Genomic DNA, 17,860 nt, shown 5'->3' with positions numbered 1-17,860 from the left:
CGCCCCGACCCTCTCAAGCCCCAGCACCTCGCCCCAGATCCGCGCCAGCACCTCCTCCGTTGCACTCCGCGGTGCCACATACGACCCACGAACCATCGAACCGCCGACGGACGGCAACGCCTTGCGGTCGATCTTGCCGTTCGGTGTCAGTGGCAGCGCCTCCAGCACCATGAAGGCCGACGGCACCATGTAGTCGGGAAGCCGCAGCTTCAGATGTTCGCGCAGCTCGCCTGTCTCCAGCGCCGCTCCATCGGCCGCCGTCACATAGGCCACCAGCCGCTTGTCGCCCGGGCTGTCCTCGCGTGCGATCACCACGGCGTCCTTCACGCCGTCATGGCGCAGCAGCGTCGCCTCGATCTCGCCGAGCTCGATGCGATGCCCCTGCACCTTCACCTGGAAGTCGCGACGGCCCAGGAACTCGATCTCGCCTCCGGGCAGCCAGCGCCCGAGGTCGCCCGTCCGGTACAGCCGCGCCCCATCGCCATACGGGCTCGGCACAAAACGCTCGGCCGTCCTGCCGCCATCGCGCCAGTACCCCAGCGCCACGCCGGCGCCGCCGATATAGAGCTCGCCGCTGACCCATTCCGGACATTCCTCACCGGCCTCGTTCAGCACGTGGAAGGTCTGGTTGAGCAGCGGACGGCCATAGGGAATGCTGACCCAGCCGGGATCCACCGCCGCGACCTCACGCCCGATCGACCAGATCGATGCTTCCGTCGCGCCGCCGAGACTGACCACCGCCGCGCTTCCGATGACGCTGCGCAGCCGGTCCGGCAGCGTCACCGCAATCCAGTCGCCACTGAGCATGACCAGCCGCAGCGGCAGCGATGCCTTCTCGCCGCTCTGCTGCAAATGCTCGAGCAGAAGCTCCATCAGCGCAGGGACCGAGTTCCAGACCGTCACTCCGTGCCGCGCGCACATCCGCACCCAATGCGCCGGATCAGGCCGCTTCGAAGCTTCCGGCACCACGATCGCGCCGCCGGCGGCGAGCGGGCCGAAGATGTCGTAGACTGACAGGTCGAAGCTCAGCGACGACAGCGCGAGCACCCGGTCTCCGGCTTCGATCGCCCAGCGGCGATTGATGTCCAGTACCGTGTTCACCGCGCCGCGATGATCGATCATCACCCCCTTGGGCAGACCGGTTGAGCCCGACGTGTAGATGACGTAGGCTAGATCGTTGGCAGAGCCCTCGATCTCGGACCAATCCTCCGGTCTCGCGTCCAGATCGCCAGCGGCCACGCAAAGGCGCTGCACGCCTTCGGGCAACGCCAACGCATCCTCCAGCCAGGACTGCGTCAGCACGAACCTGACCTCGCCACGTTGCAGCAGATGTGAGACCCGCTCCGGCGGCAGGCCCGGGTCGACCGGCAGATAGACCGCGCCCGCACGCAAGACGGCAAGCACCGCGACGATCTGCTCCCATCCCTTCTCCATGAGAACGCCGACGAGCTCGCCCGGACGCAGGCCGAGCGCGCAGAGCCGCGCCGCAATGTTGGCCGAGCCTTGCTCCAGCTCGCCATAGCTCAACTGCCGGGCCGGGCTGATCACCGCCGGCTGATCCCGCCGCCGCGCAACCTGCGACAGGAACAGCTCGTGCAGCCGCATCGGCGAAAACAGCGCCGCGGTCGCATTCACCTCCAGCCGGCCGGCCAGTTGCGCCGCCGGAACGAGATTGCGCGACACCGCCTGCCAGGCTCCCTCATCCTCCGACAATTGCCGCAGCCAGCCGCAATAGCTCTCGAACATGGCCGGCACAAAATCCGCAGGGAACAGTGCCGCGACCACGTCCCAGACGAAGTTCAGTCCGGTCTCGCTCTCGCTCACCTGATGATCCAGCGCCACCTGCGGCGTCTGCGAGATCTCGTCCACCAGCCGCATCGGCTCAGGGAATGCAGCATGATGGCCGGCAAGGCCCAGCGTGCTGGTGAACACGATCGGCATCAGCACACGGCCGCGGCCGATCCGGGCAAGCTCCCGCATCACCCGCACCCCGCTCACCCGGCTGTGGTCGAGGTCCGACCACAATTGTCCCTGCAGACGCCGCGCCCGCCGCTCAAACGTCTCCGGCGTTGCCAACGACACTTCCAGCAGGTTCACCGAGGTGAAGTCGCCGACGATCGCGTCGATCTCCGGATGATGTTCGCGACGATTGAACAGGGTCAGGTTGATCGTGAAGTGCAACTTACCGCCGAACGAGGCCAGCACGTCGGCGAATGCCGTCAGCAATATCGCCGACGGCGTCAGCCCGGCCTGCGCGCCGCGCGCCTTCAACCGCTCCCATGACGGCGTCTCCAGCCGTCCCGACCACCGCCTGAACCGCGGCGCATCGCTCGAGGCGACCATCGGCAGCGGCGGTCCCTCCGGCAGCCGCGCCAGCCGTCCCTGCCAATAGGCCAGATCGCGCCGGTAGGCCTCGCCGGCTTCCGCCGCCTTCTGCGCCAACGCGCAGTCCCGGAACGAAAGCGTCAGCGCACGGTCTTGCTGAGCCGGATCCGCATAGAAGCGCACCAGGTCCTGCATGATCACCGACCTGCTTCCCGCATCCGTGATTAGCAGATCGATGCTGACGAACAGCCGCACCCGGCCGCCGTCCAGAAGGCACACGCCGATCTCGAACAGCGGCCAGCAGGTGCTGTCCAGCACCTGATGGGATAGCCGATCGCGCCAGCGCGCAAGCTCCGCCTCCGCCTCCGCCTCCGCCATGCCGCGGAGATCCGCCCTGCGCAGACAATAGGGCGGCACCCGCTCCAGCACCTGCTGCTCGCCATCCGGATGCACCACCATCCGCAGCATATCGTGCCGCTCGATCAGCCTGCGCAAGGCAAGCTCGAAGCGGTCGACATCGAGCCGCTCGAACTCGAACTCGCTGTAGCTGTGCGCCGCTCCACTCAGCGCGAAGCTCGACGTCCGCCCGATCCAGTAGGCCTGCTGCACGTCGGTCAGAGGAAACTTCTCGAACCTGCCCGCAGGATCCGTCGCGATTACCGCCGACACCACGCGCTGCTCGTCCGGCACCGCGACGATCTGCTCCGCCAGACCCGAAAGCACCGGTGTCTCGAACAGGGTTCGCAGCGGCAGCTCGACGCCGAACGCCTCGTTCAGCCGCGCCGACATCCGCATCGCCAGCAGCGAGTGCCCGCCGAGCTCGAAGAAGTTGTCCTGCGCCCCGACCCTCTCAAGCCCCAGCACCTCGCCCCAGATCCGCGCCAGCACCTCCTCCGTTGCACTCCGCGGTGCCACATACGACCCACGAACCATCGAACCGCCGACGGAGGACACACCGCCCGTTCCAGCATCCCGCCCCGCGCGCGAGCCCGGGTCCCGGCTGCTCCATTGCATGACGGGCGAGAAGGCGCCCTCGAGGAACTTCGTCCGCGCCAATCGGCGCTGAACCTTACCGCTGCTCGTCTTCGGGATGGCGCCACCCGCGACCAGCAAAATCGAGCAGGGTGAGAGGCCATGTTCGCGCGCGATCCCCGTCCGGCACGCGTCGAGGCAATTCGACGTGTCCGCCTTCTTCCAGCCGCGCTTGAGTTCCTGGAGCACAACCAACTCCTCGCGGCCCTCGATCTCGACCGAGAACGCCGCACCGCCGTTCTTACGGAATTCGGGATGGGTCCTCTCGACCGTGAGCTCGATGTCCTGCGGGTAGTAATTGGTCCCGCGGATGATGATGAGATCCTTGATACGTCCGACGACGAACAGTTCGCCGCCATCCAGGAAACCAAGATCTCCCGTGCGCATGAAGCTGGCTCCCGGACAACCATCGAGCGGCCAGCCAAAGGTCAGCTTGGTCTCGTCCGGCCGCCGCCAGTAGCCCTTCGCAACGCTCGGACCGCTGACCCAGATCTCGCCGACACGGCCCTCGTGACAAGGCTGCAGCAAGTTGGGATCCACGATCGCGACCTGCTGCCCTTCGGTAATTTGGCCCGAAGACACCAAAGTCCGCTTCCGTCCCTCGGTCCAGGGCCGCGCGCAATTCTCCTTCTCCAGCGCGTCCTGGTTCCAATCACGTACGATTGGCCGTGCCTTCCTCGGGCGCATCGACACCATCAAGGTCGCCTCGGCGAGGCCGTAGCCGGGCAGGAAGCATTCCGGCGATAGTCCCAGGCGCGCGAAGCGCGTCAGAAATTGCTCAACCGTGCCGGACCGGATCGGCTCGGCGCCGCAAAACGCAATCTCCCATCTTTTTAGGTCGACGCCGGGCAGTTTTTCCGGATCTAACCTCTCGACGCACAAATCGTAGATGAAGTTTGGACCGCCGCTAATATTCACCTTGTAATCGGAGATCGCCCGGAACCAGTTCGCAGGCCGCGCGATGACCGCCGCTGGCGAAATGTTGATCACCGGCATCTCGCCGTAGACCGGAAGCACCGCGCCCCACATCAAGCCATTGTCGTGAAACAACGGAAGCCAGTTGAGCCCCACCATATCGCGCAGTCCACTGACCGATGCGCGTATCAGCATCGAAGCGTTGTGCAGCAGGTTGGCATGGCTGATTTCGACGCCCTTCGGAACGCTGGTCGATCCGGACGTATATTGAATGACCGCGGTGGTCTCTCCGTCCACAATATCGATGGTCTCGCTGCCGAGACTTTCATCGACATTCTCGACTAGTAGAACCTTGCACGAGCCTCCGAGGCTTCCTCGCACCAAGTCCAGCACTTTCATGTAGTTGACGGAGTCAGTCAGCACTGCGGCGATTTGGGCGTCACGAAACGTGAGGGCCAGCCTCGTTTCGGCAAATCCCATCCGCGCGAGGCTGAGCGGCACGACCGTCGAGCCCGCCGCAAGCGTTCCGAAGAACGCGCAAACGAAATGCTCCGCCTTCTGATAGACTAAGGCGACGCGTTGATGGCGTAGGCCGTTCTCCCGCAAGATCGACGCGACGCCACCCGCCTTTCGCAGCAACCTGCCGTTAGTGAACGTCGCATCCTCCGCGCCGGCGTCGTCGAGAAAACGGAATGCGACCCTCTCGGCCTCTTGCTCGGCGCGGCGGGCCAGAACTTCCTGTATCGTCCTAAACTCAGTCATTCCCAATCCGCGCCTGCTGCATCGTGGTGACCTTTCGAAGCCGCGCCTAGACTGCCTCGGGCGCTCGCGAGCGACGAGCCCCCGTAACTGCGCCTCTGACCTCGAGCCGTGGCGCACGTCCCCGCTCGAGGAACAGGATCCGATCCGCCACGTCGAAATACCGGTCGTCGTGCGAGATCACGACGACGAGCTTCCCGGCGTCGCGCAACTCGACGAGAAACTCCCGATAGAACTTCTCCTTGAAAAGCGGATCCTGATCTGCAGCCCACTCGTCCAGCAACACGATGGGACGGTCATCGACCCAAGCGCTAAGCAACGCAAGGCGCTTGCGCTCACCGGAGGAAAAGCCCTTCGTCCGCGAGAAGCGCAGATCACCGATGCTAACGCGCTCGTTGATCTCCAGCCGCTGCAGCAACGTTTGCGCCATCGCGGCGGCGCCGTCAGTCTGCCGGTCGGACACGCGATCAAAGACGACGAAGTCGCTGAAGATCGTCGACACCTGACGCTGATACCACTCCCGCCGGCCATCATCGACGGCCTCGCCATCTACCACGAGCTCGCCGTCAGTCGGGACGTACAGGCCGGCCAGTATTTTCGCGAGCGTGGTCTTGCCGGTGCCGTTGCCGCCGACGACAAAGAGGATCTCGCCGCGCTGCAAGGTCAGGTCGATCGGTTCGAGCGTGAAGGTCTTGCCGAACTCGCCGGTGTAGGAATAGCGAATGTTGCGCAACTCGACGCACGCGGGCTGTACGTTCTGCGAATCCGTCGGCGCAGCGCCCCGGAGGCGCGCAACGGCTCGATCGTCGAGCTTCTGTCCGATCGCCTTGATCCGCGACCGCGCAACGTCGATATCGGCAAAATTCGGAAGCATCGCCACGGCTTCCCGCAGCGGCCCGACCATGTAGACCATGGCAAGGCCGTAGCCGACGACGTCAGTCGTCGACAGGCCGATTGCCCAAGGTGCGAACAAGGATACGCAGAGCGGAATGAAGAACAGGGCTTGGGTGATCGACAGCGCGTGGTTCGTATAACGCGTGTGAAGACACGCCATCTCCATTCCACTGGCTGATCCCGCGTTCAATCGTTCCAGCAATTCGACGCGGCGCAGTTCGCTGCCCTTGAGCTGCTTCATGCCGTTGACGACGAGGCTGCAGGCTTCGGAGACCTGGTCCCATATCTGCCGGCTCTTCTCGGTGCATGCATGAATTCGCCGGTGCAGATAGCGGTAGCAAACAGCTCCGATCACCAGGGCGGCCACAATCAGAACCAATCCGACCAGCGAAAGATAAGCGAGATAGGCCAGGCAACCGAGAAGAAACGAGAGATTTGACAACACCGTGATCTGGATCGGCAGCGCATCCGCGAGTCGCCTTGCGTCGAGCGTCATCGCGCTAATGATCCGCCTCGAGCCGATGGCCTCGATGTCGACGAGCGCAGCCTCCAGCACCCGGCGAGCCACCTGCTCCCTGATGTCGGCGATCGCCCGCTGCGAGATCTGCGTGACGAGCGCCCGCCAAATCGATCGACTAGTGAGCGACAGGGCGATGAAGAACAGCAGAAGTGCGAGTACGGTGCGCGTGGCATTTCCGTTCAGAGCGGTCATGACGACGACCATGACCGCCGTATTCGTCAATCCGCTGACGACACCGAAGAGAACTGCCAATGCGGACCGGCCGGTGAACCCGGCCTTCATGAGCGACCTCAGCTCGGTTTGATCGACGCATCTGGCAAATCTGCTTGAAGCCATCTCAAACATCCAATGTAAGGCAGATTCATTATCGGGTCGCGCAAAGCGCACGTTTGAGCTTAGTCCTGCTATTGCGATTAACACGGCACGCTGACCATAGCCTGACATGCAAATGGCGTACTGAAGCGTCACGCTGGCACGCGCGTACTGGGCGAGCGTTGCGACGCAGACGCATGTCGCACGAGCAAGCTCCGCGATATCGAACATCAGCAGAGAGACATGATATTCTGCTCGATCTTCAGCGATACAGTCGCCACGATGCGATTGCGGAATGCCTCGGCTTGAGCGGGCTCGCGGCCCGCATGCATCGGGCATGTCATCCCAGCAGGCCGAAGCTCAGGCTTCGATGCTACCGCTCTGATCAATCTGTCGCACTGAGAGCGAATTCACCGATGCAGGGCTCCTGCATGGGCGATTTCTCGATCACGGCAGCGAATTGACCGGAACTTCCACCACCGATCGCGCAAGGAGCAAGGTTCATCTCGGTTGCGACGAGATACATCGTCTGCAGTAGTACGCCGAGATTCTTCAGAACCAGGGCATATGCCATTGACTCGTAGACGATTTGCACGCGGGAAATCCGAGAGGTGATATTAAACAGTATCTGGGGATGCTCGCGCTGCCGCAACGCGCGCGATGCCATTTCGGACAGCACCATGGTCGCGCCTTCGTTCGTCTTCACCAGGTGCAGCGAATGCTGCTCCCTGTCGTATCGATAGAGGCCGGGACTAATTCCGTCGCAGGCTTCTATCAGCAGATACATGCAGAGGTCGTGGAATTCCCCGCCAGCCGGGAAGCGCGCATACTTTCGCCCGTCATCAACCGTGATGTAACTCGTTCTGTAGAGAAACTCGGAGAGCTCACCCTTGGTGATGGGGCGCCCCGGCATACGAATGCTCCTGCGCCCGTTCATCACATCATAGAAAGGGGTGGAGCGAACGGGGCCGGGAATATCGAGCTTGATCGGCACCGCCGCAACAAGGACTTCCGGCTCGTCGTCATGGTCGAGCGCTTCGTCGGATTGCGAAAAGCGAAGCGTAGGCCCGTACCCCCCACTTTGTCCCCCGAACCGACTTCGTGTGTGGAACAGAAGGTCGTGAAATTCCCATCGGCTCTCACACGATGCGGCGACGTCCATTCGGCGCACGAACTGTCCGTCGATCAGGCAGAGCATGACGTCCGTGAGCCAGCTCTGCCCCGGATCGACGGAGGCGCCGCTGTCCGAGGTCGTCCCCATCTTGAGAAGCCAGGCTGTCAGCTCGTCGTCGTAGCAACAAATTGAGGCGGAAGTCAGCGCTGATTCGAGCTGGACGGTGCGATCCACGAAACGCATGAACGTGGTGGGCGGCAACGCGTAGGCGCGCAGGCTACTGCGCGGTAGGAGCAGAGCGAAGTCGGACTTTGTCTTCCTTGATCTATATCGGGCGACGGGCTGCTCGCCCATCAAGATGATGTACTCGATGAACGAAGACAACAGCGAGAGCGTGTGCGCCGCGTGACGCAGCTCGGCGAAGTCTCCACCTGCCCGCTCGCGCAGTGATGACAGCGGCACACCGTCGATCAGGTCTGACCATGTAAAGGAGGCGGGCCAATTCGGGACCGTGATTGCAAACTGCCCCCCGCTTACGGTGACGCCTGCGTCATTTTCTCTGACATCGACCCCGGTCCGACACTTCGCCAGAACAGACATTAGAACTCCCCCGTTTTCCCGCAGAACCCGCCGTGTAGCTCACACCGTTCACCGCCGCGGCGTCGATGACGCCGCGGTCGGGCGCACGCTAGCGGCCGCCTGCAGCGAAATCGGTAGGTCGCGCTTCATAGGATGTCTTCTTGGAGAAGGTCGGCATCCGCCGGCCCGTCCAATCGGCCGTCCACGCCACGAGACGGCCGAGACTGACCTGTGGGTAGCCGAATTCGCGCATGGCCTGCGTCGTGTTGACCAGCCAGCCCATATCGGATTCCCGCCCCTCCAGGATCGGTTCGCGCCCCAGCAATTCTCCCATCCTGTGGGCGACTGCCCGCACGGAAACGGTCTCCGGCCCGCTGATGTTGATTACCGTTCCTGGCACCGAACAGCGCAGCAGGCAGCGCAGCGCCATCGAGGCAGCGTCGCCTTGCCAAATGACGTTCACATTGCCGGTGGTTAGGTCGATGGCTTCACCATTCAGGATCCGCACTGCAATGTCGTGCAGGACGCCGTAGCGCATGTCGATCGCGTAGTTCAGGCGAACGATGCAGTGCGGCGTTCCGGCTCTACGGCCGAAATGCTCGAAGATTCGCTCGCGTCCCACACATGAATTGGCATAGGTGCTCGCAGGCGGTTGGACCGGTGTCTGCTCGGTGGCACCGCCGCTATAGACCGACACGAAGGGATAGACGCAACCGGTCGAGAAACACACGATATTCGAGTGTGCGAAACGCTCGGCGATCAGGCTGGGGACGTAGGTGTTCATGGCCCACATCAGGGCCTCGTTGGGCCCCTGGCCGAATTTCTGAGGAGACAGACCCGCCATGAAGATCGCGTTCTCGGCGTCGGGCAGTCGCGCAACGGAGTCTCGATCGAGAAAGTCGCAAGATATGGTTTCGATGCCGTGTTGCTCGAGGTAGTCGCGGCTGCCGCCGTCGCGGAAGCGGGCGACCCCGATCACGCGCCTGCTCGGCGCGGCACGCTTGGCGAGCCGGGCAATCGTCGGGCCCAATTTCCCGCTGACACCGAGCAGGATGATGTCGCCTTTAATACGGTTGAGGTCTTCGACCAATGCCGCGTCGGGACGGGTCATCCGCTCATCGAGGTCCTCGACGTCGCTAAATTTATCCGGCCACTCGGTGCGTGTCTGCGTTTTCATGAAAGACCATCCTCGGATCCCGGATCGTTCAGGCGTTCAGCTCATGTGCCGGCATCTTCCTGTGGCACGGTCCGGTACGCTCGCCGATCAGATATCCGAGACCGCGCACGGTACGTATGTCCGAGGAAGAGCCGCCGTCCGCCAGCCGCTTGCGCAGCCGTGAGACGCTTGCCTCGATGGCGTTGGGCGTGAACTCGCGGTGACTCTCGAACAGCATCGTCTCGATCGTCTCGCGCGTCACGATGCGGCCCGATCTGCGCAACAGCACTTCGACGAGCGAGGTCTCGCGTCGTGACAGGGTGAGCGGCCTGCCGTCGATGCGAAGTTCGCGGGAGCCGGTATCGAACGACAAGTTCCCCGCTTTCAGTGTTAGATAGAGATCGTCGCGCGAGCGCCGAAGCAGCGCCCTGATGCGCGCCAGGAACTCGCCGTTGTCGAACGGCCTCGCCAGACAATCATCGGCGCCAGCATCCAGACACTTGATGAGCGTCTCGGTGGAGTGTAGCGCATTGAGCAGGAGGATCGGCACCTTACTTCCGTTCTTGCGGAGCGTTCGGAGCAGATCGAGACCGTCGCCATCGGGCAGCTGCTGATCGACGATCGTGAGGTTGTAGCTTGCGAGCTGGGCCGCCTCTTCGGCATCTCGACTGGTACCCACTACGTCGACGGCGTAGCCCGCATGACTGAGGAGACCGCCCACGGACGCCGTCGGCAAGCGAAAGCCTTCAGCGAACAACAATCGCATTACTAATCCTCCGCCTCTCATGCCCCCGAGGGCGTCGAACTTCGAACGACCTTGGATTGTATTATTATCGAATACTTCAAAGTTAGCGGATCGGCGCGAGGCTGAGAAGCTCTATATCCGAAGCGTCATTAACGCAAAAATTGAAGGCAATTCACATAGATCGAAGCGCTGCCTGCCTCACTGCCTCAAGCGAGTTTGAGCGCCGGCCACGAGGCGGATAGTGTCGCGGAATGCAGTTCGGGTTCGCGGAGTCCGCGAAATCCGCCATCGTCGCGCATTTACGCGCGCTAGCGGCCGGCCGTCAGCCGTTCGACGATGAACGGAATGCTCGCCGCCTGGAATGCGTCTGGATCGTCGAGCATGACGTTATGGCCGGCCCTTGCAATGGTTTGCAAGCGGGCACCGGCGATCTGTTCCCGCATCCTTTCAGCCAAAGACTTGCTCAGCACCGACGAGCGCGCGCCTCTCAATATCAGGGTAGGACACCGCACGGATCTCAATTGATCCCACGAGGTGTCGTCTGAATCGTCCTTCGCGCCGCTTCCATTGGCCAGCGCGGGATCCCGATTCAGTCGAAACGTCCCATCCGGCTGTCGCGTCATTGAATCGTCGGCGAGCCGTTGCAGAATTGCGCGGCTGGTCATCGGGCGGCTGGCCTCCAGAAACTTGGCGTATTCCGCCACACTGGCATAGTCGCGGCTCTCGCGCTTGAATTCGGCGAAGATGTGCTCCGACGCCTCGGGATCGAGCCTCAGCGAACAGTCGACGAGAATGAGTCCGACGATGCCCGGTCCTGCCGCGGCAGCGATCCGCAGCGCAACCTCGCCACCCATGGAATGTCCGACCAGCACGGCCCTCTCTGCGGGAAATGCCTTCATAGCGGCCCCTACGTCGTCGGCATAGGTCACCACATTGTAGCGCTCGGCAGGGTCCCATTGCGACCGCCCGTGGCCGCGAAGATCTGCCGCGAGCACCTGGCACGTGCCGGCCAGACGGTCCGCGAATTCAGGCCAGACGTGGAGGCCGTCGCCAAAACCGTGGATCAACACACACTGGTGGGAACCCTGCCCCCATTTACTGACCCGAAGCGTGATTTGATCCTCAGTCAGAAGGTGCGTGGATCGCATCGTCATTTACATATCCCATACGGCGTTGTAGTCGCTACATTCAGATATCAATCCATCTCTCCGCGCGGATTTTCTCGCGCGGCACGCGCCTTGCCAAGTCGCTTTTGCCAAGTCGCTTTGTGCGGTCGCTTGCGTGTCCTGCAGATGCGCGCCTAGGCTTGCGCGCCGATCAGCTTTCTGCCGCTCGAGAGCTTCTCGCGCAGGGCTTCCATCAGGAGATACATGACTGGCGTGGTGTAGAGCGTGACGAGCTGCGCCGCGATCAGTCCGCCCACCACCGTCACCCCGATGGGCTGACGCAATTCCGCGCCCGGACCAGTCCCGATCGCGAGCGGCAAAGCGCTGAAGGTCGAGACGAGCATCGTCATCAAGATCGGGCGGGCCCTCAGCCTGGCCGCCAGCGTAATGGCCTCGGTCGGCGAGAGTCCCCGGCTCCTTTGTGCGTCCAGCGCGAAATCGACCATCATGATAGCGTTCTTCATGACCATGCCGACCACGAGAATACAGGCGATCGACGAAATCGTCGTGAACTGCAGCCCGGTGACGCGCAAAGCCAAGAGCGCTCCGAACGCCGTCGGCGGCAGAACTGAGAGGATCGTGAGGGGATGTGCGTAGCTCTCATAGAGCATACCGAGCACGATGTAGATCGCGACGAGCGCCAGCGCGAACAGGACGGTCTGTCGTCCTCCCATCTTGGCGGCCTCACCCGCCTCGCCGCGAAATTCGGCCTTGACGTCTTCAGGCAGACGCGCGGCGAACTCGGCGGCCTTGATCGCGTCGATTGCGTCGCCGAGCGATACCTCCGGCCTGGTGTCGAACGATATGGTCTCGGACGGAAACTGCATGCTGTGGCGTACCCACATGCTGGCATGCGCCCTCCGCATCCGCGTCAGCGTCGAGAGCGGGACCTGCCCTGTCCGGCCTGGGACGAAGATCTGTTGAAAGACGGCAGGGTCGGTCTGGGCCTCGGGGTCGATTTCCAGAATCACCCGGGAAAAGTTCGACCGTAGATAAAGCGTGTTGATCTGCCGTTGGCTGAATGCATCGTTCAGCACGCTGTCGATCGTCGTCGGGGTCACGCCGTGATAGGCGGCGCGCAACCGGTCAACGGTGAGCCCCGCACCCAATCCCGAGGTCTCCCAGCTCCGGATCAAGTCCGTGAGCTGCGGCAGCGACCGCATGCGATCAAACATCTCGTTCGCGGCATCGAACACCTTGCTGCTGTTGGCTCCCCACAGCGTGTACTGGTAGCGAGCGGTTTGCGACTGGGTGCCGATGCTCAGATCCTGAAACGGTACGAAGATCGATCTGATGCCCTTGATCGAACTTGTGCTCACCTTCAGCCGCGCAATGACCTTCTGGATGTCCATCTTTCGCTGGTCGAGCGGCTTCAGCGCCACGATCATCGAGCCGAGGCTCAGTGCGCCACCATTCCCGTCGGCAATCCAGGAGCTAAGGCCGGCAACGGCCTCATCCTCCAGGACCCGATCAATCACGGCGCGCTGTTTCGCCTCCATGGCGGGGAACGAGATGTTCGGATCGGCCACCGTCCTGACAAACATCACGCCGGTGTCCTGGGTCGGCATGAAGGCGCGGGGCGTCATCATGTAAAGCCAGACGCTTGCCGCTGTCAGCAGCGCAATCGCCAGGAACACGACGCCGCGCCAGCGCAGGGCGAAATCTATCGAGCGTCCGTAGATCCGTCCCACCATCGCGCCAGGACCGCCGGACCGTGAGCGCCCCGGTTCACCGCCAAGCAGCCTGCTGCACAGCACCGGGGTCAGGCTCAGCGACACGAATGCCGAAGCCGCGATCGCGGCGACGAGTGCAACGCCGAACTCGCGAAGATAGCGCCCGACCACATCGGGCATGAACAGCAACGGAATCATAGCAGCCGCTAGCGCGGCGGTGATCGACACGATGGTGAATCCCATCTGCCGCGATCCAGCGAGCGCGGCCTGCATCGCACTCTCGCCGGCATCCATCCGGCGCATGATGTTTTCGATCACAATCACAGCGTCATCGACCACGAAGCCCACGGCGATGACGAGAGCCATCAGCGTGAGATTGTCGAGGCTGTATCCGTTGACACGCATTACGGCCAGGGTTGCCGCGAGGGCTACTGGAATTGTCAGCGTAGGAATGACGGCTGCCCAGATCTGCTTGAGGAAGATCGCAAGGACCAGGACAACGAGCACGATGGCGATCAGGATCGTCCGCTGCACCTCGCTGATCGACTCCCGGATCAGCGCGGTGCGGTCGTATACGGGATCGATCCGTACCGAAGGCGGCAGCAACGCCTTGATGCCCGGCAACAATTGCTTGATCGCGTCCACCGTCTCGACGACGTTGGCGTCGGACTGCTTGAAGACGTAGAGCACCACGCCCCGGTCGTGGTTGTACCAGCCTTCAACCTTTCGGTTGATGACGCTGTCGGAAACATCGGCGACGTCGCCAAGCCGGATCGGCGAGCCGTTGCGCCACGCCACGATCAGGTCGCGATACTCGGACGCTTTAAGCAGCTGGTCATTCGCCTCGACGGTGAGACTCTGGTTCTGGAACTCAACGGACCCCTTTGGCAGATTCTGCGTGGCGTTGACGATGCCCGCCCTGATCGCCTCCAGGGACAGGTTCATGTTCGCGGCCTGATTGGGGGAGACTTGGACCCGCACAGCGCTGTGCTCTGCGCCGTTGATGTTGACCCAGGCGACACCCGCCAGTTGCGACAGCTTCGGCGACACCACGCTATAAGCAAAATCGTAGAGCTGGCTCGGGGAAATTACGTCCGACGTCAGCGCGAGCGACATGACCGCGAACCCGGCCGGATTGGCCCGATAAAAGTAAGGCGGCCACGCATAGGCTTTGGGCATGTCGGGTGATGCCGCGTTGATCGCCGCCTGCACCGCCCCGGACGCCTCGTCGATGTTCTTCGACAGATCGAATTGAACGGTAATCTCGGTTGCGCCGACACCGCTCCAGGACGTCATCTCGACCACTCCGGGGATCAATCCGATCTGGCGTTCGAGGGGCTGGGCCAGCGACGAGCCGACGATCGACGGATTGCCGCCCGGCAACGGCGCATGGATCACAATGGTCGGCCGGTCAACATTGGGAAGGGACGCGATCGGCAGCCTGAGATAGGCAAAGGCTCCGACCAGCACGACGGCGACCATGGTCAGGGTCGTCGCAACCGGCCTGCCGATGAATGGTGCGGCGAGGTTCATTGGGCAGGCGCAAGCTTGGGCGATTTGGCGAACCGCCGTTGCAACGACGCGAAGGCCAGATAGATCACGGGCGTCGTATAGAGCGTCAAGAACTGCGAGACGATCAGGCCGCCGACGATGCAGATGCCCAACGGGCGGCGCAATTCCGAGCCGGTGCCGGCGCCGATCGCCAACGGAAGCGCCCCCAGCAGGGCTGCCATGGTGGTCATCATGATCGGCCGAAAGCGCAGGATGCAAGCCTGCCGGATCGCCTCGATCGAGGACATCCCCTCGGATCGTTCGGCTTCGATCGCAAAGTCGACCATCATGATGGCGTTCTTCTTCACGATGCCGATCAGCAGGATGATCCCGATCAGCGAGATCAGGTCCAACGCCTGTCCGGACCACATCAGCGCCAGCAAGGCTCCAACGCCCGCGGAGGGAAGCGTCGACAGGATCGTGATCGGATGAATGAAGCTCTCGTAGAGAATGCCGAGCACGATGTAGACGGTAATGATGGCCGCGAGAATGAGATAGATCTCGCTCGTCAAGGAGTCCGCAAACTCGGCGGCGGCGCCGACCAGGGTCGTCGTGATCGAGCCTGGCACACCGATTCGGTTCTTGGTGGTCCTGAGCGTCTCCACGGCCTCGCCGAGCGACACGCCAGGCGCTAAGTTGAAGGAGACCGTTGTCGACGGGAACAGGCCGCGGTGCATGACCGCCAGCGGCGCCCGTTTGCGTTCGAACCGCGCGAAGGCGGCGAGAGGCACCGACGGCTGCACGCTCGCGAACACCGCGCTGGTGTTGACGGCGGGGTTGAGAATCGCCTGCGGGACGTAGATCTTGGAAAGGATGTCAGGATCTGCGCGCATCGCCGGAATCACCTCGAGGACGACGTGGAACTGGGTCAAGGTCCCGAACACCGTCGCGATCTGCCGTTGCCCAAAGGCGTCGTAGAGCGTCTGGTCTACGTCGCTCATGACCACGCCGACGCGCGCCGCTGCATCGCGATCGACCACGATGGACAGCGATAACCCGTCGTCCTGCCGGTCGCTGGCCACATCGGCCAGTTCGGGGCGCTTGCGCAGTGCCTCCACCAGCCTGTCGCTCCATGTGCGCAGCTCGTCCTCATCGAGATCCTGCAGGACGTACTGGTATTGAGTGCGACTGACATGGGTGTCGATCTGGAGGTCCTGTGCCGGCTGCAGGTACAAGGCGATTCCAGGAATGGACTTGGCAGCCGCGCTGAGCCGCTGCGTAATCTCGGCGAGGCTTTCTCGCCGCAGGCCGGGGTCACCGATGTCGATATAGAGCCGACCACTGTTCAGCGTCGCGTTCACGGTCCCGACGCCCACAACGCTGTCGACGGCGCGGACCGCCGGATCGCGTTCGATCAGTTCGGCCAGTGCTCGCTGGCGGGAAGCCATCGCGGTGAACGAGATGTCCTGCTCGGCATCCGTGACGCCGATCAGGAGGCCGGTGTCCTGGAGCGGAATGAAGCCCTTGCTGACGGCGTTGTACAGCCATCCCGTGCCGACGATGGTGAGCAGCAGGGCTGCCATGGTGAGCGCTCGATGCCGCAGGACAACGTCGAGCCCGCGGACATATTGCCGCGCCATCGTATCAAAGACGCGCTCGCTCCAGCGGAATAGTAGGCCAAGCGGCTCGTCCGGTGCCTCGCGCCGCAGCAAGGTCGCGCACATCATCGGCGTCAGCGTCAGCGAGATCACGCAGGAAATCGCGATCGCAAACGACAATGTGACGGCGAATTCGCGGAACAGCCGGCCGATGATTCCCGGCATCAACAGCAGCGGGATGAAGACCGCGACGAGCGAAACGGTCAGTGAGACGATCGTGAATTCTATCTGGCGCGCGCCCTTGAGCGCCGCGTTCAGCGGCGTCTCCCCGGCCTCTATATAGCGGACGATGTTCTCGATCATGACAATCGCATCGTCGACGACGAATCCGGCGGCGACTGTCAGAGCCATCAGCGAGAGATTGTCGAGGCTGAAATCGAGCAGCGACATTACGCCGAAGGTGGCGACCAGCGAAACCGGAAGCGTCACGCTCGGAATGATGGTTGCCCACAACTTGCGCAGGAACAGGAAGATCACGAGAACCACCAGCCCGACCGTCAAAGCCAACGTGAACTGGACGTCGGCGATCGCGGCGCGGATTGTCACCGTCCGATCGGCCACGATCGAGACCTGGAGCCCTGGCGGCAGCAGCGCTCGCATGCGCGGAAGCAGACTGTTGATTGCATCGACCACCTGGATGGTGTTCGCGCCCGGCTGACGCCGGATCTCGAGCACGACCGCTTCCCGTCCCTGGAACCAGGCGGCCTGATTGGCGTCCTCGACACCTTCGAGAGCAATACCGATGTCGCGCAAATGAACGGGCCCGCCATTGCGGAAGGCGATGACCGAATCCCGGTATCCAGCCGCCGTGAAGAGCTGGCCGTTGAGATCGACCTGGAACGCCTGCATTGGGCCGTCGAGCGACCCCCTCGGCTGGTTCGAGGTCGTCGCGACGATGCCGCGCCGCACGTCCTCGAGCGAAAGTCCGAGACTCGCGACCTTCGCCGGATCAACCTGGAGACGGACCGCACGGGTCAGGCCGCCCTGAATCGTGACGGCACCGACTCCAGAGATTTGCGACAGCTTCTGGATGGCGATGGTCTGCGCATAATCGCTGATCGCCGGCAACGCGATCGTATCTGACGTCAGCGCCAGGATGAGGACAGGCGCATCGGCGGGGTTGACCTGCCGGTAAACCGGCGGCCCCGGCAGCAGTGCAACGGGAATCCAGCCAGACGCCGAGTTGATCGCAGCCTGAACGTCCTGCGCGGCGGAGTCTATGCGGCGGCTCAGGTCGAATTTCAGCGTGATCGTGCTCAACCCATATGCGCTGGCGGAGTCCATCGACTGCAGGCCGGAGATCACTCCGAAATAATGCTCCAGCGGCGCGGTGATCGACGACTCCACGACCCCAGGCGAGGCGCCGGGATAAGGCGTGGTGATCTGAATGGTCGGAAAGTCGACGTTCGGCAGCGGAGCGACCGGCAGATTTCTGTAACCGATCAGTCCGAGCAGGACGATTGCCAGGATCAGCAGGGTTGTGGCGATGGGCCTTCGGATAAAGATCTCTGACATGCGGCC

8 protein-coding genes are annotated in these 17,860 nt (G+C 62.9%); all 8 read right to left on the bottom strand.

The genetic code is table 11. The annotated features are described in order from the left end of the window. Positions 1-5,034 (bottom strand): non-ribosomal peptide synthetase (locus tag MOV74_RS03045; RefSeq protein WP_246917770.1); only part of this gene is annotated, 5,034 nt, incomplete at its 3' end. A gap of 46 nt (positions 5,035-5,080) precedes the next feature. Beyond that, entirely contained in the window at positions 5,081-6,988 is a 1,908-nt protein-coding gene (locus MOV74_RS03040; protein ID WP_246917767.1) for a cyclic peptide export ABC transporter, read from the bottom strand. A 154-nt stretch (positions 6,989-7,142) separates the two neighbouring features. Next, the gene (locus MOV74_RS03035; RefSeq protein ID WP_246917763.1) at positions 7,143-8,471 is read right to left on the bottom strand and encodes a SagB family peptide dehydrogenase; all 1,329 of its coding nucleotides are present in this window, start codon (positions 8,469-8,471) and stop codon (positions 7,143-7,145) included. Between the two features lie 88 nt (positions 8,472-8,559). Beyond that, a complete protein-coding gene (locus tag MOV74_RS03030) occupies positions 8,560-9,627 on the bottom strand; it encodes an NAD(P)-dependent oxidoreductase (RefSeq protein WP_246917754.1) in 1,068 nt (355 codons plus the stop codon). 28 nt (positions 9,628-9,655) lie between these two features. After that, entirely contained in the window at positions 9,656-10,372 is a 717-nt protein-coding gene (locus tag MOV74_RS03025) for a response regulator transcription factor (RefSeq protein WP_246917751.1), read from the bottom strand. Positions 10,373-10,659: 287 nt separating this feature from the next. Continuing rightward, complete coding sequence (locus MOV74_RS03020) at positions 10,660-11,505, bottom strand: alpha/beta fold hydrolase (protein WP_246917749.1); 846 nt, start codon at positions 11,503-11,505, stop codon at positions 10,660-10,662. Positions 11,506-11,651: 146 nt separating this feature from the next. Further along, positions 11,652-14,723 carry an efflux RND transporter permease subunit gene (locus MOV74_RS03015; protein ID WP_246917746.1) on the bottom strand — a complete coding sequence of 1,024 codons (3,072 nt, stop codon included), beginning with the start codon at positions 14,721-14,723 and terminating at the stop codon, positions 11,652-11,654. Next, positions 14,720-17,854 (bottom strand): efflux RND transporter permease subunit, encoded by a 3,135-nt coding sequence (locus tag MOV74_RS03010; protein WP_246917744.1) that lies wholly within the window; start codon positions 17,852-17,854, stop codon positions 14,720-14,722. The genes MOV74_RS03015 and MOV74_RS03010 overlap by 4 nt, the downstream gene beginning before the upstream one ends. Between the last annotated feature and the right edge of the window lie 6 nt (positions 17,855-17,860).

The organism is Bradyrhizobium sp. SHOUNA76, from assembly GCF_023006445.1.
Lineage (GTDB): Bacteria > Pseudomonadota > Alphaproteobacteria > Rhizobiales > Xanthobacteraceae > Bradyrhizobium.
The sequence above is the reverse complement of the archived record's forward strand: the minus strand, read 5'-3'. Positions and strand labels throughout refer to the sequence as shown.